Below are 18,988 nucleotides of genomic sequence, written 5' to 3'. Positions count from 1 at the left end.
TAGTGTTGGGCGTCTTGTCTTTGTTACTCTTTCTTGTGTGTCGGAACCTGGAAGGAGCATTCTTATGACGAGCCCACCGCTGCGGATTTGCATCTGGAACGAATATCATCACGAGCGGGAAAATCCGGATGTTGGGAAGCTTTACGCGGATGGTATTCACAACGCGGTCGCCACGTTCTTGCGCGAGAAACTTGGCGCGGGCGCCGAGGTGACTACCGCCACGCTGGGCGAGCCAGAACATGGACTAACCGTCGAGAAGCTGGCCGCGACCGATGTGCTTTATTGGTGGGGACATGCCAAGCATCTCGACGTGCAGGATGAGATTGTCGATCGGGTGCAGCAGCGGGTGCTGGAAGGAATGGGGTTGGTGGTGCTGCACTCGGGGCATGACTCGAAGATCTTTAAGCGGCTGCTCGGCACTCGCTGTTCGCTCCGTTGGCGGGAAGCGGGCGAACGAGAACGGCTGTGGATTTCGGCGCCGGGTCATCCGATCGCCAGCGGGCTAAGCGGCGAGTACTTTGAGTTGCCGCATGCCGAGATGTATGGCGAGTACTTCGATATCCCGCAGCCCGACGACGTGATCTTCATCAGTTGGTTTGAGGGGGGCGAGGTCTTTCGCAGCGGCTGCACTTTCACCCGCGGCGCCGGCAAGATCTTTTACTTTCGCCCGGGGCATGAGACCTACCCGATCTACTACGACGCCAACATTCAGCAGGTGCTGACCAATGCGGCGCTCTGGGCGAAGCCGAGCGGGGCGACCTATCTAGGCGAGTGTCGGAATCCGACGGAGTCGTTGAGCCCGATTGAGAAGCGGGATTAGCCGCAATAGTAGCCCGAAGCGCGAGCGAGGGAAATGCGTTCGACTAAATAACCTATGTCGAAACCGGAATGACGAACTGAGATAGTTTCGTCGTTCGTGCTTCGACATTCGACAGCAACTTGCGGCCGCATTTCCCTCGCTCGCGGGCTTGTCGATTTAATCGCAAACCCAAAAATTGCAACCAATTAAGCGCCGTTACGACTTGTCGGGCGGCGCTAAGGCTGCTGCTATTTCGGAAAATTGGATTAAATCAACAAGCCCTCGCGCTTCGGGCTACTATTCGAAAGTGAAGATGCCTAACGCACCGCGACTTTTCGCCCGTCAATCGTCACGCGGCCTTCGGCAAACCATTGCAGCACTTGCGGATAGAGTTCGCATTCGGCTGCAAAGACCCGCGCGGCGAGTGCGTCAGCGTCATCGTCCGCCAAGACCGGAACGGACTGTTGGGCGACGACCGGGCCATTGTCGTAATGGTTGTCGACCAGGTGAATCGTGCAGCCGCTTAGTTTGACCCCGTAGTCGAGCGCTGCCTGATGGACGCGGGCGCCGTAGAATCCTTCGCCGCAGAAGGCGGGAATCAGCGAAGGGTGGATGTTGATGACGCGGTTCTCGAAGTCCGCCGGGATCAGCACATGCTTGAGGAAACCGCCCATCACGACCAGGTCGACGCCGGCCGCGCGGCAACCGCCAAAGACCGCTTCGCTGAACGCGTCGGTTGAATCGAACGACTTCCAATCGACGACCGAGATCGGGATGTCTCCGTCGATCGCGTACTGCTGGCCTTTCGCCTTTTCGGTGCTAGCGACGACCAGGGCGATCTTGATCCAGAGCTTGTCCGTAGCGATCTTTTCGATCAGGTTGCGCAGCGTCGTGCCGCCGCCTGAGATCAGGACGGCCACACGCAGCGGGTTGTCGGCAGAGTGGCTCATGCGCTACGCTTTCTTGACGTACAGCTTGGCGGGGAAGTCGCCGATTTCGCATTCGATCGGATCAACTTCGGCCAACGCCTTCGCGTTGAGGCTGTTACCGAGCGTTTCGCCGGTGATGTAATCGCCGTTCTCGGTCAGCGCTTCCTGCAGCTCTTCCGCTTCGGTCACGACGCCGATCTCAATGCGATCGGTGTAGGCCAGGTCGAGCTCTTTCCGCTGATCCTGGATCAAGCGAACCAGGTCTTTGCAGTAACCTTCGCGAAGCAATTCCGGCGTCAGCTCTTTGTTGAGCACGACAACGCACATCTTCCCTTGCGCGGCGGCCCAGCCTGGCTTCGCTTGCAGGCGAACCTGGATGTCCTCACCGTCGAGTTCAATCGACTGATCGCCAACTTCCAGCGTGATCTTGCCGCTGCTATCGAGCTGCGACAACAGTTCGCCGCCATCAGCTTTGCCCAGGGCCGCCTTGACTTGGGGAAGCAGCTTGCCGATCTTCGGGCCGAGCCGCTTGAAATTCGGCTGAACCTGGTAGTCGATGTACTCTTGCCCTTCCTGCGTGAAGCGGACTTCCTTGACATTCAACTCTTCGCAGATCAAACCGCCGTGGGACTCGAGCCACGGCTGATGCGTCGCGTCGGCCAGCACCACTTCGACCAGCGACAGCGGCTGTCGAACCTTCAGCTTCTCGTCCATGCGGGCCTTGCGACCAAGCGACGAGATTTCGCGGATCAGGTTCATGCGGGTCGACAATTGCTCGTCGATCGCCTTGTCGTCCACCGCCGGGAAGTCGCACAGGTGGACGCTTTCGATCGCCCGCTTGCCGAAGACGCCGGCCAGGCTGCGCCACAGTCCTTCCGCCAAAAACGGCGTGAACGGAGCAATCAGCTTGCAGGTGGTGATCAAACATTCGTACAGCGTCCAGTACGCGTCCAGCTTCTCAGGCGATTGTTTATCGCCGCTCCAGAAGCGATCGCGGCTGCGACGAACGTACCAGTTGCTCAGCGCGTCGACAAATTCGATGAGCGCTCCGCAAGCGGCATAGTTGTCGTAGGCGTCCATGCGGTCGGTTACGGTGGCGACCGCCTTGTTCAGTTCGCTCAAGACCCAGCGGTCCAGTTCGCTTCGCTCGGCATAGGGACGATAGCCTTTACCGCTGGCCAAATCGGCCGCCGACAATTGCCCCGCTTCGCCGCTGACCGCCGTCTCCGGCTCAAAGCCGTCGATGTTGGCGTAGATCGTGAAGAAGCTGTAGACGTTCCAGAGCCGCAATAGGAACTCGGGGATGCTGTCTTTGATTGACTGCTCGTTGTAGCGGATCGACGTCCAGGGAGGCTGATTGGCGAACAGGTACCAGCGCAACGCGTCGGCGCCGTACTTGTCGAAGATCTCGTTCGGCTCGCGATAGTTCTTCTTGCTCTTCGACATCTTCTTGCCGTCTTCGCCCAGCATCAGTCCGAGGACGATGCAGTTCTTAAACGGATGAGGATAGTCGTGCTGGACCGTTTGCCCGTCGCCACCTTGTCCGAACAGCAGCGTGCTGATCGCCGTTTGGCTGTAGAACCAACCGCGGGTCTGGTCGATCGCCTCGCTGATGAAGTCAGCCGGGAACTGCTCCGCAAAGCGATCTTCGTTCTTGTACGGATAGCCCCACTGCGCAAACGGCATCGCGCCAGAGTCGAACCAGCAGTCGATAACTTCGCTGACGCGGCGCATTTTGGCGCCTTTCGCGAAGGGGGAATCGTAGGTGATTTCGTCGATGTACGGTTTGTGGATCTTCAGGGCTTCGACCAGATCGGGATTTTTTTTCTTGGCCGCTTCCCAGACTTCAAAGCCGGTCGCGCCCGGCTTCGCTTCCAGTTCGGCATAGTTGCCGATCGCTTCCATTTCGCCTGTTTCTTCGCAAACCCAGATCGGCAGCGGCGTGCCCCAGTAGCGTTCGCGCGACAAGGCCCAGTCGACGTTCGATTCCAAGAAGTTGCCGAATCGCCCGTCGCGGATGTGCTCGGGCATCCAGTTGATCTGCTTGTTGTTCGCCAGCATTTCGTCTTTGAACTGCGTGGTGCGAACGAACCAGCTCTTGCGCGGATATTGGATCAGCGGATCTTCTTCGGCCCGCCAGCAGAACGGGTAGTCGTGCAGATACTGATCGAGCAGGAACAAGCGGCCTTTCGCCTTCAATTCGTGGGCGATGTCTTTGTCCGCTTCTTTGACCCAGCGTCCCTTGTAGTCGGGCGCCTCGTCGGTGAACTTGCCGTTAGGACCGACCGCGCAGATCAACTCGGGCCCTTCGCCGGCGACAAAACGCTCCGCTTCGTCACGCAAGACTTCGTAGTCGACTTCACCAAAGGCGGGCGCTTGATGCACGACGCCGGTACCACTGTCGGTGGTGACGAAGTCGGCGGCGACGACGCGCCAAGCCAAGTGCTGCTTCGTCTTGCCGTCGGCCAGCGTCCCTTGGGCGTCGCCCAGCGTCTTGTAGTAGTAGTCGAACGGCGGCAGGTAACGCTTGCCAAGCAGATCGGCGCCTTTGCAGGTGGCGACGGTCTTCCAGGTCTTCTTGGTCTTGGCAGCCAGCGGCTCGACCAACGCGGTCGCCAAGATCAGGTGCTCGCCCGACTCTTCGTCTTCGACGGTGGAGTAGTCCAGCTCTGGGTGAACCGCGGCGAACTGGTTGCTGGGCAACGTCCAGGGGGTCGTCGTCCAAACCAACAGCGCGGTCTTGGGATCGTCGACCAGCGGAAAGCGAACGTAAACGCTGGGGTCGGCGACTTCGCGATAGCCTTGTCCGACTTCACCACTGGAAAGGGCCGTACCACCTTGCGCCCACCACCAGACGATCTTGTGCCCTTGGTAGAGGAGCCCGCGATCGTAGAAGTTCTTCAGCGCCCACCAGACGCTTTCGACGTAGCTCTGGTGATAGGTGACGTACGCTTCGTCCAGCTTCAGCCAGAAGCCGAGCCGCTCGGTCAGGCGTTCCCACTCTTGCATGTAGCGCCAGACGCTGGCCTGGCACTTGTGGATGAAGGGCTCGACTCCGAAGTTTTCAATCTCTTCCTTCGAGTGGATCCCCATCTCTTTGCAGACTTCGACTTCGACCGGCAAGCCGTGGGTGTCCCAGCCAGCTTTTCGTTCGCAGTAGTAGCCCCGCATGGTGCGGTATCGCGGGAAGACGTCTTTGATCGCGCGGGTCAGGCAGTGGCCCGGGTGCGGCATGCCGTTGGCCGTGGGAGGGCCTTCGTAGAAAACGAACTTGGGCCCTTCACGCCGCGCAGCGAGCGATTTTTCGTAAATCTTCTGCGACTTCCAGAAATCCAGAACTTCGGCTTCCAGTTGCGGGAATTGCACGTTTTGTTGGTTTTCAGGAAACATGTCGCAGTATTCGGTTTAAAGTCAAGCGATCGAACAACTTGGGAGCAAAGCTCCCAGGCAAACAGGCGATTTTCTCCTAGACGGGCCAAAAATGGAATGCCCCCGCCGGAAACGAGTTTCCGCCAGGGGCATTAGAGGGATCAATCTGGGGAGCGGTTCGCGCGGCTACGATGGCTATTCGGCCGCCAGGTCGACGCAGACAAGCTCTTTATCATTCCGGAGATAGGCCGATTTGTTGGCATACGCCGGATGCGACCAGACGACCGGACGACCAAACGCGTCGTTGGTCGGCTCCAGGATGTGGGCGCGGTTGATCTCGTCGTACCCTTCCGGCGTGAGGTCGGCAAAGATCAAATCGCCTGTTTCGCTCGCCAGGATATAGCGATCGCCCGACTCACCCAGTTTCACCAAAAAGGCGGTCGCATGCTTGGGGCGACGCTCGGGCGAGGTCGGTTTCTGCGTTTCCCACAGACGCTCGCCATCTTCAACCTTGGCGGCCATCAGCTGACCGCTGACGCCGTCGACGCCATAAATCGTCTTGCCGCTCATGATCGGCGGAGCATTGGCGGTGGCGATCGACGTTTTGCCGCTACCGCGCCACAGGACCTCGGCGCCAGGACCATCGGTCAACTTCAGCAGAACGCTAGCGTCGGTATAGCCGCCGGCGAAGATCAGGTCGCCTTGTTGGCGGGGGGGCGAAATCGACATGGCATAGGAGGGTTCCAACTGTACCGACCAGTAAACGTCGCCCGTCTTGGGGTTCAAACTGCAAAGGGCCAGCGGATGCCAGATCAGCAATTGTTTTTGGCCGCCGAACTCGATCATCGTCGGCGGGCAATAGCCTTGCGAAGTGGACGAGAGGGCTCGCCACAACTCTTTGCCGGTGTTCTTATCGAACGCCACTGCGATCGAGCCTTCGCCCCCGACCAAGCAATACAGGGTATCGCCATCGATCAGCGGAGAGGAGGAATAACCCCAGAATGGGGCGTCGCACTTAAATTCTTTCGTCAGCAGCTTTTTCCAGACGACCTCGCCATTGGCGGCGTTAAAGCAGATCAGGTCTCCCTCGGCGCCCAGCGTGTAGACTTTGTCGCCATCGACGGTCGGAGTTGCCCGCGGACCAGCGCCATAGCTGATGCGGTAATTGCGGGGATACTCGTATTTCCAAATTTCTTTGCCGGTGGCGACGTCCAAGCAGTGGACCCGCTCTACCCCGGTCAGCACATCGGGGCCCCCAGGATTGTTGGTGATATCGCCTGATTGCTTGACATAGTCGGTGACGAAAACGTGGCCATCCGACACCGCCGGGCCCGAGTAGCCATAGCTGACCGGCACGCGCCATTTGATCTTAGCGCCCGATGGCGGGAATTTGTCGACGACGCCGCTCTCGCGCCAGATGCTGTCTCGCTGCGGACCAAGCCATTGGGGCCAATCAGCGGCGGAAACGGGGACGGTGATCAGTGCCAATAGCAACAACGAAGCGGACCGAATCATGGGCGATTTCCTGATTCCTAGTAAGAAACGCGGGGGAGATGGCAGCGCAGCCTGAGTATACCTTGTCGTTGGATGTCGCTGGCGGTGAAGAAGTCACAGCAAACTTACCAATTGAAACGGTAATTGAGACTTTTTGCGTTTTCTTCATCGTCCGAGATTGATTCTCGCCTATTGGCGGCCGCCGGTACGCTCGTTGCGAGAGCAGGCGTTTTTCCGTAAAATAGGACGTTTTGCCTCGCGCTACGTTCCCCCTACTTCGATACAGAGGATGCCCGCCTAATGCGATTCTTGCCTGTTTGGCTTGCCGTTGGATTGTTGGTTTTTTCGACTGGTTGTCCGTCCAAGTCGACGCCCGATGCTGGGGGGGGCGCCGCCCAAGTCGAGCCAGAGAAAGTGGAGCCGGATGACGCCGAAGCGGTCGCGGCGCTCGAAGAACTGGGGGGACGCCTGACCAAGGATGACCGGGGCGTGGTGACGGTCGCCGACATGTCGGCCTTGTCGTTTAGCGACGAGCAACTAGCCCCGCTCGGCAAGCTAAAGCACGTAAAGGTGCTCAAGCTGTACGGCGCCGACGTTCACGACAAGACGATCATTGAGAACGTCACGCAGATGAAAGATCTGCGCGACTTTAGCGCCGCCAACACGGTGATCACCGACGAAGCGGTCGCAAAGCTGGCGACCCTGCCGGAGCTGTCGGTGTTGCAACTGCGTCGCACCAACATCACCAACAAATCGTTGGAATCGATGTTGGCGCTGCCGAAGCTGCGGTATCTCGACCTGCGTTACGATGCGGTCAATGACGTAGGGATGCCGACGGTCGCCAAGATGAAGAACCTGCAGGTCCTGCGGTTGGAAGGCGCCCGAATCAGCGACGCCGGCCTGAAAGAGCTGGCCGGCTTGAGCAAAATGAAGTTCCTCAATCTGCGCGGTACGGACATTACCGACGCCGGGTTCGAGGCGATTTCGCACATGACCGAACTTGAAACGCTTGAGACCAACGGCACCGCGATGACCGACGAAGGCGCCAAGCATCTCGCCCCGCTGGCCAAGCTGAAGAAGCTGGAACTCTACCGGGCGCTGATCACCGACGAAGGCTTGGTTCACCTGAAGGACATGGCCGATCTGGAGCATTTGATGCTGCGAGAGACGGCGATCGAAGGCCCGGGCATCGCCAACCTGACCGGGTTGAAAAAGCTGAAGTCGCTAGACCTGAGCGAAACCTCGTTCGGCGACGACGGGATGGAGCATATCGCCAAGTTGCCGGCCCTGGAATCGTTGAATCTATGGTTCACCCGCGTGACCGCGGATGGTCTGGAGCAGATCAAGGACATGAAGACCTTGAAGAAGCTGAACCTGGACGATCAAGGCTTGGGCGACGATGCGATGGCGCACCTGGCCGGTCTGGAGAATCTCGAAGAGCTGTCGATCAACAGCAACGGTGATATCACCAACGAGTCGGTTCAGTACCTGAAAAACCTGAAGAACCTGAAGAAGCTCTCGATAGCCTTCGCGCAGATCGACCACAAGGGAGTCGAAGAGTTGAAGAAAGCGATCCCCGGGCTGGAAGTGAAGGAAGGCTAATCGCCTGCGTCACATCCGCTTTGACCAACAAGAAAGAGCGAGCGATCCCAGCGGGACGCTCGCTCTTCTTTTTCGTAGGTTGCGACATACATCGCCGGTTAAATCTGGGAGTATCCCTCGGGAAAAGGGGAGAGGACCGTGTTGAGGAATCGTCCTCCGTTGTCGTACCAACCTTGTTTCGTGTAGCGGCACCAGGTGAGATCCATCAGCAAACTGGCGACGTAGCCTGCCTGAGTCTCGATCGTGACGATGACGCGGCGATGCGTAATCGGCTGTTGGTGGTAAAAGTCCATGCCGCGCTCGGTCAGCGTTTTGCCAACCACCACCACGGTCTCTTCGACGAGCGGCTTGCCCGAGCGATCGACCGGCGTGACGTACAGCAAATGTGGAAAGGGATATCGCTGATCGCGACGCCGGTCCGCGTACGCCAGCCGGGCATTCTTGCTCGTGGCTCCAATGATGGAACGGATCTGCACGCGGACCTCATGTTCGTGCTCGCTCAGATTGACCCGGAGCGGCGTCGCCATGAAATCGCTAGAAGTGAAGTCAGTCGTCGATAGCTCCATGGTTACGTTGGCTTTCCACGATGTCCTGCGAACCGCGACACATTCCGCCCATCTCGATGTGCGCGATTCTCAATTGTTAATATTGGCAAATCGTAATCGCTAGAAGATCATACGTGAGATACAAGCATGCGTATTGACAGTCGTCTTAAGCGGAAAGAAAAGGGTGACGAAACGTCGAGTGCAGGGGACGAGCGACGAACGATTTCTCATGAAGAGAAACCGACGCCGGGGGAAATCGAGGCCGCTCGCTCATGAACGATCGGATGCGGCTCCAGATCAATAAGTAGGTCGAAATCTGCCGGTAAGCAAATCACAAATGCCGATACTTTTACGTAGCTGCGGGAGATCGCAACAATCGTTGTAATCGGACCGACGATCGCCAGTCGGTCTGGAACTCAACTTCGGCCTGGGCGAAGACCTGCTCCGCTGCCGTTTGCTTGCCTGCTTGCACGAGCGACTTCAGCCAGGCCTGGTAGATTTCAAACCGCAATTGCAGTTGGTGCTGCGGATCGTCCAGTACCGCCGTTTCCAGCGCATCGGCGAACTCTCCGGCGGCCAAAGTCTCACGGACTTTCAAGATGCGGATATGCCGGCGATTGGCCAGCAGCGGACCATAGCCGGGGGCGACGTCGGCAACTTCCTTCAGCAGGCGTTCGGCCGCGTCGAACTTGGACTGCTGGGCGAGTTCGACCGCCCAGTTGTTCTTGGCGGCCAGCAAGTTTTGCTCGGCGGCGGCGTCGGTCGGATCGAGATTGAGCGTTTGCTGCAGCAGGTCGATCGCCGCAGCGAAGTTGCGCTGCTCCAACTGATCGACCGCGCGGTTGTAGTAAAGCTTGGCCACCAGCGCTTTCCGCGACAGGGGAGCGGCCGCCGATCCGGCCACGATGCCGGGGGCGCCAAGCCGCATTTCTTCGGATAATTCGAACCATTGGGGGCAGGTCGACTCGACGTCGAGCCGCTTTTCGCCGGCGACGCGGCACCAGACGTGCCCTTCGATTTGCAGCGGAACAACCGGTAGCGCCAACGAATCGGCTAGCGCTACATACAGAATCGTGCCGCTGACGCAGTTGTAGTCGCCGCCGTTTAGCGCTCCGGAAATGGCGGAGGCTTTGGCGTCAAAGCGGCCGGTCAGGATCTCTCGATGCATGGCGTGAAACAGCCAAACCGAGCGATCCTCCAGCAGCATCTCGGTCCAGTCATGCGGCCGCTGGTCGGCGATCTGTTGGCGCAGAGCCAGGAAGCGGGCCATGGTTTCGGCGTGTTGCTGTTCCGATGGACCGTGGATATCCTCTTCGGCCTGAGCGGCCGAGGCAATCAAGGCTCGGCCCATGTCGAGCGCCGGCGGAACCGCCGTGGTGGCGGCATGGGCGATCGAACAGCAAGCGGCCAGCGTCAGGAGGGAGAGTGCACGCATTGGAGGGAAGCCATCGCGGAAAGGAGGGAAAGGTCCGTCCTAAACTATGCGATGCAAAAACGCCACACGTCGCCGCAGGCGCTTCCTTTTTGCAACGTTTCGCTTTGCCTGACCGTTGCGATCGGCATGATCGGCGCAAACGGGCGCCGCATGCGACTATGGCAGCGTGTGTCCCATTTTGTCGCGTTTGGTGGCCAGGTACTTCTCGTTGAACTCGTTGACCGGAGAGGCCATCGGAACCTGATCGACCACTTCCAGGTCGAATCCGCCGTAGATGAACGCATCGGTCTTCTTCGGGTTGTTGGTCAGCAACCGGATTTTGCGAAGACCGAGGTCTTTCAAGATTTGAATGCCGATGCCGTAATCGCGCATGTCGGCTTTAAAGCCGAGGGCGTGATTCGCTTCGACCGTGTCGAGACCGCTATCTTGCAGCGAGTAGGCGCGAATCTTCTGGGTCAGCCCAATGCCGCGCCCTTCCTGGGGCAGGTACACAAGAACGCCATGGCCTTCTTCGCTGATCCGTTTTAGCGCCATATGCAGTTGGTCGCCGCAGTCACAGCGGAGCGAACTGATCAAGTCGCCGGTGAAGCAGCTGGAGTGAAGTCGGACCAGCGGGGGCTTTTCCTGTTTATCGGGCTCGCCAAAGATCAGCGCCACTGGCTCTTGCGTTTCGTACGAGACCGTGTAGACCACGATCTGAAACGGGCCATATTTGGTCGGCAGTTCGGCCTCGGCGGCTCGGGCGACCAGTTTCTCGTTGACGCGACGGTGAGCGATCAGCTGCTCGATCGAGATGATCTCGAGCTTGAATTTCTTCGCCAGTTCGATCAGTTGATCGCGGTCGGCCCGGTCTCCCGCTTCGTCGAGGATTTCGCACAGCACGCCGGCCGGGCGAAGTCCCGCCATGCGAGCCAAGTCGACGGCTGCCTCGGTGTGTCCCGCTCGACGCAGCACGCCACCTTCTTTGGCCAGCAGTGGATAAACGTGGCCTGGACGAACAAAATCGTCGACCGCGCTGTTGGCATCGGCGAGCGCCAGAATGGTGTCGGAGCGCTCTTTGGCGGTGATGCCGGTCTTGCTGGTGCGATGATCGACCGGGGTGATGAATGACGTTTGCAGCGGCGCGTTGTTGTTCTCGACGATCGGGTGCAGATCGAGCCGCTCGCCGGCGTCCGGCAGGATCGAGGCGCACAGCATTCCACGCCCATGCGTGATCATGAAATTGACCGCCTCGGGGGTGATTTTCTCCGCCGCGGCGACAAAATCCCCCTCATTCTCGCGGTCTTCCGCATCCACGACGATGACAATTTCGCCACGGCTAATAGCGTCGACGGCCGCCTGAACCGATGAAAAACGATGGGTCACGCTGTTTACCTGAAACGTTGAGATCGTCAAAAGAGTCTAAGGATCGCTGGATCGCTTTCGCCCGAAAATATGCGATGCCGGCGACGAAAAATCGTTACGTCGTCGCTTGCCTGCGGTTAATAATGACGTCAGGCGAGCTTGACCTGCTGCATTATAGGCGAATCGCTCGAACAGGGAGTCGTTGTGAATAGGAACCGCTGGCAGATCGTGGCGTTTTTGACGCTTGCGTCTCTATTTTTCGGCAAATTCGTTCAGGCCCAAGCGCCGGTAAAGATCGTTACCGATGTCGTTTACGCTTCCCCTGGGGGGGAGGACCTGAAGGTCGACTTTTATTTGCCGGAAGGAGAGGGGCCGTTTCCCGGGGTCTTGATGGTCCATGGGGGAGCTTGGCTCGCGGGGGACCGGAGCCGAATGGCGATCCATGCGCTGCAACTGGCCCGCAGCGGCTATGCCGTGGCGTCGATCGGCTATCGCATGGCTCCGATGCACAAGTTTCCGGCTCAGCTCGACGACTGTAAGACCGCCCTCGACTGGTTGCGACAGCACGCCGCCGACTATCACATCGACCCCAACCGGATCGCCGGATATGGCTTTTCGGCAGGCGCCCACTTGATCTGCCTGACGGCGATGACGGCCAGCGATCCAAGCCAGGGCCTGTGCGCGGTCGTCGCCGGAGGAACTCCTTGTGATCTGACGCTGGAACCAGCGAAAAGCGCTCGACTCGCCTATTTTCTGGGGGGAACCCGGGCCGAGAAGCCCGAGATCTACCGGCAGGCCTCGCCGGCGAAGTTTGTCTCAGAGAAGACTCCCCCGATGTTCTTCTTTCATGGAACCGCCGACGAACTGGCGCCGCTGACCGCGGTCAAGTCGATGTGCGCCGAACTCGATATGGCGGGCTGCGTCGCGCGGATCTGCGAAATTGAAAACGCCGGGCATATCGGCTCATTCATGAGTCCCCAAGCTCGGCAGGAAGCGGTAAAATTTTTGAATGAAGTGCTGCAGACGCCTGCGGCCACCGACCCGTAACGCCTGGGCAGATCCGATCGATCCATGACGCAAACTCCGCTGCTGCCGAGCGAAGAGTACATCGAACAATCGTTTTTCTTTCAATCGCTACGTGAAAAGATCGAGGACAACGCCCCGCTGCAAGACATTTTGCAGTCGGTGCGGGAAGAGATCTTGGCGACCACCAAGTTGCCAATGGCGATCGATTTTCTCCTGGCGGAGTTGCGACATTTGGGCCTGTTCAACTCGGCGATGCGGCGGTTGTCGCACTATTTCGCCCCGTATCAGACCTTTCTGATCGCGGCGGCCGAAGATGATCGGGGGCGATTCGACTTTCGCGTGGCATTAGAAGTCTTGAAGCTCGAGGCCGAGTTTCGCGCCGCCGAGAAGACGACTCCCGCCGCCATGTTCGTCTATCAGTTTGAGGTTCTCTGCCGACACCGGCTGAAATACGACGGCGGTCTCGCCGCGATGGCTGGCGATCCGATGTACGACGAAAATTGGCGGCATTTCCTGGAATCGCTGCGCCGGCGGATCGGAATGATCGATCTGGCCGATCTGATTTATGTGCGGAGCGAGTACTATATCGAGCAACAATCGCGGCGGCGAAACGGCACGATGCCCGACGAGCCGCCCATCTTTGGAACGCGTGAAGGACGGATCGCGCTAGCAAACCGCAATAAGGATCCCTTATTGCTCTTTTCCGCTTTGCAGCGGCAGCTTAAATACCCGTCTGTACCTAAGCCCAAAAAGCATGTAGAAGCGGAAGATCTGATCCACAATCTAGCGCAGCGGGTCAACACGCTTGAATCGCGATTGAAGCTGATCGAGGAAGATCAGAAAGGGGGCTTCGACCTTTCGAAGTTTTATTCGCATCCAGACGACGAAGACAAACCAAATGGCCATAGACTGGCAGATTAAATTCTGTTAATCCTGGATTAGTTGGGCTGATCTTGCGTTTAAGTGGTTGTTGCGGCCTTGGTAGATTGAAGAGCGAAACGACGGCGACCTGACGGCCACACGGCCCAAGTCGGCGATCATTCGGCGCCTTGCCTTCCCCGAGAAGAGAGAACGCTCGACGCCCGCCGACATGCAGCAACCTGCCCAGCGCACGCGCTCGATAGCAGTCCGTTGATTTTCTCGACGGACTGCGTGATCGCACGGATGCGATCCCAAAATAACGACGTAAGTCGTTATTTTGCGAGCCGCGAAGAGCTATGCTCTGAGCCTGGCGAGGTTGAAAAATGCCACGATGGCATTTTTCAACAGGCAGATAGCGATTTGGGGGCCAAGACTAGCGAATCAGGAGCGAAAAACGGAGCCGTTAATCTCCGCTTGAACTCCCGGTTCGCAATGCTTGCAGGTGGCTGTTTTGCCTGCTTTGGACGACGAAATGCCGATCAATTGACGTTGGCAGGGCGGAAATCCATGACTAAGTTCCAGCTACAGCTGACGACAGAGCCGGTGACGCGCTTGCATCCCGATGCTCCACTAACGGTAGATGAGGCGGAAACTGTCGCCGCCGTCCTGTGCAAAATGAGCGACCGCAAGGTAGGAGCGGTGTTGGTCACCACCGGCGGACGCCTGACCGGCATCTTCACCGAGCGGGACGCGCTACAGTTGATGGCTGATCGAGATGAGTTGAGCGATCCAATTTCGCGGAGGATGAAACGAAGCGTCGTGTTGGTGCGACGCGACGATCACGTCGCCGCGGCGATTAAGAAGATGGCGGCTGGCGGGCATCGCAGATTGCCCCTGGTCGACGCCAACGGTCACGCCGTCGGCATGATATCGGCAGCCGGCGTGCTGCACTTTATGGTCGAAAACTTCCCGGAGGCGATTTACAACTTGCCTCCCACGCAGCGAAGTTCGGCCGAGCGCGAAGGAGCGTAGCGAAGAGAATTGGGATCTCCGGTCTCGCTGCGACTTTGCAATTGAGGGTTTCGCATTTTTGCTTTCAGCGATGCGGAACGGAATAATTTTGTGAAGAGGAAATTTACTAGCCAAGCGGCAAGGCGAACCATGTCCACGGAATTTGAGAGTGAAACGGAGCAGTCCAAAACTGTTCTGCAGATTGAAGAAGCGACCGTCCGCTTTTGCGGCGACTCTGGCGACGGCATGCAGCTTGCCGGAACGCAGCTTACCAACACGTCGGCCCTGGCCGGCAACGACGTCGCGACCTTCCCCGACTTCCCCGCCGAAATTCGCGCACCGCGCGGTACCCTGGCCGGCGTCTCCGGCTTTCAGGTCCATTTTGCGTCGACCGACATTTTCACCCCGGGCGAAACTGTCGACGCCTTGGTGGCGATGAATCCGGCCGCCCTCAAGACGAACGTCGCCGATCTGAAGGCCGGCGGCGTTTTGATCGCCAACGCCGACGCCTTTGACAAGAAGTCGCTCGATCAAGCCGGCTATGCCGAGAACCCGCTGGAAGACGATTCGCTCGCTTCGTACCAGATGTTCAAGGTGCCGATGACCGACCTGACCCGCCGCGCCGTCGACGGGCTCGATCTCAGCCAGAAAGAAGCCGACCGTTGCCGCAACTTCTTTGCGATGGGCCTAGCCTTCTGGATGTACGGTCGCTCGCTGGACCCGACCCTCCGCTTTATCGAAGCGAAGTTCAAGAAGCTGCCGGCCATCGCCGAAGCGAACCGCCGCGCACTGACCGCCGGTCGCAACTATGGCGAAACGACCGACGCCTTCGTCAGCTCGTACAAGGTCGACAAAGCGAAGTTGCCGGCTGGCAAGTACCGCAACATGACCGGCAACCAGGCGCTGGCTTGGGGCCTGATGACGGCCGCCAAGTTGAGCAAGAAGGACTTGTTCCTCGGCTCGTACCCGATCACGCCGGCCAGCGATATTCTGCACGAATTGAGCCGTTACAAGAACTTCGGCGTTCGCACGTTTCAGGCCGAAGACGAGATCGCCGCCGTTTGCTCGGCGATTGGCGCCGCTTACTCGGGCCACATGGCGCTGACTACCTCCAGCGGTCCCGGCATCGCCCTCAAGGGCGAAGCGATGGGCCTGGCGGTGATGTTGGAATTGCCGCTGCTGGTTGTCGACGTGCAGCGCGGTGGACCGAGCACTGGTCTGCCGACCAAGACCGAGCAGTCGGACCTGTTGCAGGTGATGTTTGGCCGCAACGGCGAATGCCCGATGCCGGTGATCGCCGCTCGCAGCCCGGCCGATTGCTTTGAAGTCGCGATCGAAGCGTGGCGCGTTGCGGCTCGCTTTATGACGCCGGTCATGATCCTCAGCGACGGTTACCTAGCGAACGGCTCGGAACCGTGGCGGATCGTCAATTTCGACGACCTCGAGCCGATTTCGATCAAGCATCCGGAAGGCCCGGTCGAAGGGAAGCCGTTCATGGCGTACGAACGTGATGAGATGCTCGCCCGGCCGTGGGCGATCCCCGGAACCCCAGGTCTGATGCATCGCGTTGGCGGCCTGGAAAAACAGGATGGTACCGGCAACGTCAGCTACGATCCGAAGAACCATCAGCACATGACCGACACCCGCGCTCAAAAGGTGCGAAACGTCGCCAAGCTGATTGGCGATCAAGAGGTGATGGGCGAACCGTCAGGCGATCTGCTGGTGCTTAGCTGGGGCGGTCCTTACGGATCGTGCCGCACGGCGGTGACCAAGCTGCAAGCCGAAGGTCACAAGGTGAGCCACGCCCATCTGCGTTGGCTGAATCCGTTCCCGGCGAACCTGGGCGAGATCTTGGGGAGCTTCAAAAAGGTGTTGATCCCAGAACTGAACATGGGCCAGTTGTCGCTGCTGATTCGCAATCAGTACATGGTCGACGCGGTCTCGCTGAACAAGGTTCAAGGGAAGCCGTTCCACGTTACCGAGATCATCGAGAAAGCGAAGACGCTGCTGCCGTAAGCTCGGCCCGTTTTCGCACGCGCTTTCCGCCAACCATACAAAGACACAGAGATATCCAGAAGGAATTGAATCATGGCTTCCGTCGAACTTCCCGTCCTCAAGCCTGGCGACTACGGCAGCGATCAGGACGTGCGGTGGTGCCCCGGATGCGGCGACTATTCGATTCTCGCGCAAATGAAGAAAGTGATGGCGACCTTGGGGTGGCCGCGCGAGAAGACCGTGTTCGTCTCCGGCATCGGCTGCAGCAGCCGCTTTCCGTACTACATGAACACTTACGGCATGCACAGCATCCATGGTCGCGCCCCCGCGTTTGCGACCGGCATCAAGAGCTGCCGGCCCGACCTGAACGTCTTCGTCATCACCGGCGACGGCGACGCGCTAAGCATCGGCGGCAATCACTTTATGCACGCGGTGCGTCGTAACGTGAACCTGAACATCGTCCTGTTCAACAATCGGATTTACGGCCTTACCAAGGGGCAGTATTCACCAACGTCGGAACTGGGCAAGGTGACCAAGAGCACGCCGATGGGCTCGATCGACAACCCTATGAGCCCGCTTTCGCTGGCTATTGGTTGCGAAGCGACCTTTGTCGCCCGCTCGATTGACGTTCACATCAAGCATCTGGCCGACACTCTGAAGCGAGCCGCTGAGCATCCTGGCGTTTCGTTCGTCGAGGTTTATCAGAACTGCAACGTTTTCAACGACGGCGCCTATAAGTACGCAACCGACAAAGCGGTGAAAGCCGATAATGTTATTGAAATTGAGCATGGAAAGCCGCTCATTTTCGGCAAGAATAGAGACAAGGGAATTCGCCTGAACGGCATGCATCCCGAGGTGGTCGAACTTGGTAAAGGGATCACCGAGGACGATCTGCTGTTCCACGACGAACAGGCTACCCAGCCGACCCTCGCTTATTTGCTAAGCCGAATGCGCTATCCTGAATTCCCCGAACCGATCGGCGTGCTGCGGTGCGTCGACGCTCCGCGCTACGACGACTTGCTGAACGAGCAAGTCGCCCAAGCCCGAGCCGAGAAAGGGGAAGGGGACCTCGACAAATTGTTCAACTCCGGAGACACCTGGACGGTGGAATAACGATGTATTGTCTCGCCTGCGGCGCAGAAAATTATCAAGGTGCCGACCAGTGCGAAGCGTGCGGACAGCCGCTTGCCCTGGAGCCTAGTCCGAAAAACAGCGTCGAGGCGGCGCTCTCGCGCGACACGATCAAAAAGTTGCCGATGAAGATGCCGCTAACCTCTTCCCCCGATGCGCCGCTGGGGGACGTGCTGACGGTCTTGTCGACCAATGCGATTGGGGCGGTGGTTATCACCGATGACCACCATCGCCCGATTGGCATCTTCAGCGAACGAGACGCGCTCATCCGCGTGGGCCCCGACTATCGGGATCATCTGGCCGAGCCAATCTCGAAGTTCATGACGCCTGATCCGCAAACGGTCGATCAGAGCACGCCGATCACCTTTGCTGTGCATCAGATGGATGTCGGTCATTATCGGCACTTGCCGGTCATCGACGTCGACGGCCGGGTTACCGCGGTGATCTCGATTCGAGATTTGCTGCGTTACCTGACCCAGCGAATCGCCGAAGCGGAACTGGCCGAATAAGACTCGCTCTGGGCATTTTGATCGCGGGCGCCTCTGTTTTCGCGCCCTGCGCTGGCGGTCGGTATATAACAGCCCCCTGAGAACGCCGTGCGTTTGCCGCACGACGCCTGCCAGACTCTCTCCACACCCATGCCCGCCGCCTCTTTCCTTGGGGACTTCGCCATGTCTGCACTGCGCCTCTTGCTGTTACTGTCCGTCCTTGGACTGTCGTTTTCGCCCCTCACTTTGCAAGCCGAGGAGAAGAAGGCGGAGCGAGTCATCACGCCTGGCAAAGTGATCGTGCCGTTTGAGACGATGCGGCGGATGTGGGGCGAACTGGTCAGCGTCGACCTGAAGACGCGAACCGGCACATTTCGCTCGGAAGGGGACGGCAAGATCTATTCCTTCGCCGTGATGCCGTATGCCGAGATGCTGCACCATGCGACCAATGGCGAACTGGCCGATTTCAAAATCGGCGAGCGGGCCATCTTTCGGCTGCATCCGAACCAACAGGGCCAATGGTATTGGCTCACGTATATCCAAGACGAAATGAACATGCTCCGTGGGCACAAAGAGTACTTCTTTGTTGAGAGCATCGATCCAGAGAAGAAACGGATCGGCTTCACCTGGGCGAAGGGAAACAAAAGCTTCATCCGCCAGGAAGGACTATTCCTCGATACCGAGAACGAAACCAAGTTCTGGAAAAACGGCAAGCCGGCGACCTTCGCCGACATCAAGCTCGGCGACAAACTGCGCACGAAAACGCATGGAGTAGGGGAGGGAAAGACCCGCGTCGCCTGGCATGTGTATCTGGATGACGAAAGCCTGGAAGCGTTTCGCGATAAACAACTCGCCGTCCACTCGGCCCGCAGCACCAAGGAAGGGGCGCCCACGGCGATTGCGCCATGATGGGCAATCTGCGATAATCCGGCAAATACGTCTTGGCGATTTCGCGACGT

The 18,988-nt window shown here is 58.7% G+C and carries 15 protein-coding genes; 9 read left to right on the top strand and 6 right to left on the bottom strand.

The genetic code is table 11. The features are described 5' to 3' along the window. Nucleotides 1-64 precede the first annotated feature (64 nt). Nucleotides 65-820 (top strand): ThuA domain-containing protein, encoded by a 756-nt coding sequence (locus Enr8_RS22310; protein WP_146435985.1) that lies wholly within the window; start codon nt 65-67, stop codon nt 818-820. Between the two features lie 296 nt (nt 821-1,116). Here Enr8_RS22310 and purN read toward each other — a convergent pair whose 3' ends face one another. The 3 genes from purN to Enr8_RS22295 form a co-directional block, all read right to left on the bottom strand. Further along, entirely contained in the window at nt 1,117-1,749 is a 633-nt protein-coding gene (gene purN, locus Enr8_RS22305; RefSeq protein ID WP_146435983.1) for a phosphoribosylglycinamide formyltransferase, read from the bottom strand. 3 nt (nt 1,750-1,752) lie between these two features. After that, complete coding sequence (gene ileS / locus Enr8_RS22300) at nt 1,753-5,118, bottom strand: isoleucine--tRNA ligase (protein ID WP_146435981.1); 3,366 nt, start codon at nt 5,116-5,118, stop codon at nt 1,753-1,755. 174 nt (nt 5,119-5,292) lie between these two features. After that, nucleotides 5,293-6,612 carry a PQQ-binding-like beta-propeller repeat protein gene (locus Enr8_RS22295; RefSeq protein WP_146435979.1) on the bottom strand — a complete coding sequence of 440 codons (1,320 nt, stop codon included), beginning with the start codon at nt 6,610-6,612 and terminating at the stop codon, nt 5,293-5,295. Between the two features lie 279 nt (nt 6,613-6,891). Here Enr8_RS22295 and Enr8_RS22290 point away from each other — a divergent pair, with 279 nt between their 5' ends. Beyond that, nucleotides 6,892-8,193 carry a leucine-rich repeat domain-containing protein gene (locus Enr8_RS22290; protein WP_146435977.1) on the top strand — a complete coding sequence of 434 codons (1,302 nt, stop codon included), beginning with the start codon at nt 6,892-6,894 and terminating at the stop codon, nt 8,191-8,193. Between the two features lie 98 nt (nt 8,194-8,291). On the opposite strand, the gene Enr8_RS22285 is transcribed toward Enr8_RS22290, so the two are convergent. The 3 genes from Enr8_RS22285 to ribA all read right to left on the bottom strand — a co-directional run bounded on the left by Enr8_RS22285 (nt 8,292) and on the right by ribA (nt 11,538). Continuing rightward, on the bottom strand, nt 8,292-8,759 hold the full coding sequence (locus Enr8_RS22285) for a hypothetical protein (protein ID WP_146435975.1): 468 nt from the start codon (nt 8,757-8,759) through the stop codon (nt 8,292-8,294). A gap of 328 nt (nt 8,760-9,087) precedes the next feature. Next, nucleotides 9,088-10,173 (bottom strand): tetratricopeptide repeat protein, encoded by a 1,086-nt coding sequence (locus tag Enr8_RS22280; RefSeq protein WP_146435973.1) that lies wholly within the window; start codon nt 10,171-10,173, stop codon nt 9,088-9,090. A 156-nt stretch (nt 10,174-10,329) separates the two neighbouring features. Then, the gene (gene ribA, locus Enr8_RS22275; RefSeq protein ID WP_146435971.1) at nt 10,330-11,538 is read right to left on the bottom strand and encodes a GTP cyclohydrolase II; all 1,209 of its coding nucleotides are present in this window, start codon (nt 11,536-11,538) and stop codon (nt 10,330-10,332) included. Between the two features lie 183 nt (nt 11,539-11,721). On the opposite strand from ribA, the gene Enr8_RS22270 reads away from it, so the two are divergent. The 7 genes from Enr8_RS22270 (at nt 11,722) to Enr8_RS22240 (ending at nt 18,938) form a co-directional block, all read left to right on the top strand. Continuing rightward, entirely contained in the window at nt 11,722-12,564 is an 843-nt protein-coding gene (locus Enr8_RS22270; RefSeq protein WP_186767811.1) for an alpha/beta hydrolase, read from the top strand. 24 nt (nt 12,565-12,588) lie between these two features. Beyond that, nucleotides 12,589-13,464, top strand: a complete 876-nt coding sequence (locus Enr8_RS22265; protein ID WP_146435967.1) for a hypothetical protein — start codon at nt 12,589-12,591, stop codon at nt 13,462-13,464. A 507-nt stretch (nt 13,465-13,971) separates the two neighbouring features. Continuing rightward, the gene (locus Enr8_RS25600; RefSeq protein ID WP_186767810.1) at nt 13,972-14,436 is read left to right on the top strand and encodes a CBS domain-containing protein; all 465 of its coding nucleotides are present in this window, start codon (nt 13,972-13,974) and stop codon (nt 14,434-14,436) included. 129 nt (nt 14,437-14,565) lie between these two features. Next, nucleotides 14,566-16,431, top strand: a complete 1,866-nt coding sequence (locus tag Enr8_RS22255) for a 2-oxoacid:acceptor oxidoreductase subunit alpha (protein ID WP_146435963.1) — start codon at nt 14,566-14,568, stop codon at nt 16,429-16,431. Nucleotides 16,432-16,503: 72 nt separating this feature from the next. Next, complete coding sequence (locus Enr8_RS22250; protein ID WP_146435961.1) at nt 16,504-17,523, top strand: 2-oxoacid:ferredoxin oxidoreductase subunit beta; 1,020 nt, start codon at nt 16,504-16,506, stop codon at nt 17,521-17,523. A gap of 2 nt (nt 17,524-17,525) precedes the next feature. Next, nucleotides 17,526-18,050 (top strand): CBS domain-containing protein, encoded by a 525-nt coding sequence (locus Enr8_RS22245; protein WP_146435959.1) that lies wholly within the window; start codon nt 17,526-17,528, stop codon nt 18,048-18,050. Between the two features lie 162 nt (nt 18,051-18,212). Further along, a complete protein-coding gene (locus Enr8_RS22240; RefSeq protein WP_186767809.1) occupies nt 18,213-18,938 on the top strand; it encodes a hypothetical protein in 726 nt (241 codons plus the stop codon). Nucleotides 18,939-18,988: the final 50 nt, after the last annotated feature.

Source organism: Blastopirellula retiformator (genome assembly GCF_007859755.1).
Lineage (GTDB): Bacteria > Planctomycetota > Planctomycetia > Pirellulales > Pirellulaceae > Blastopirellula > Blastopirellula retiformator.
Note: the sequence above shows the minus strand (reverse complement) of the source record. Positions and strands in the feature narration are given on the sequence as shown.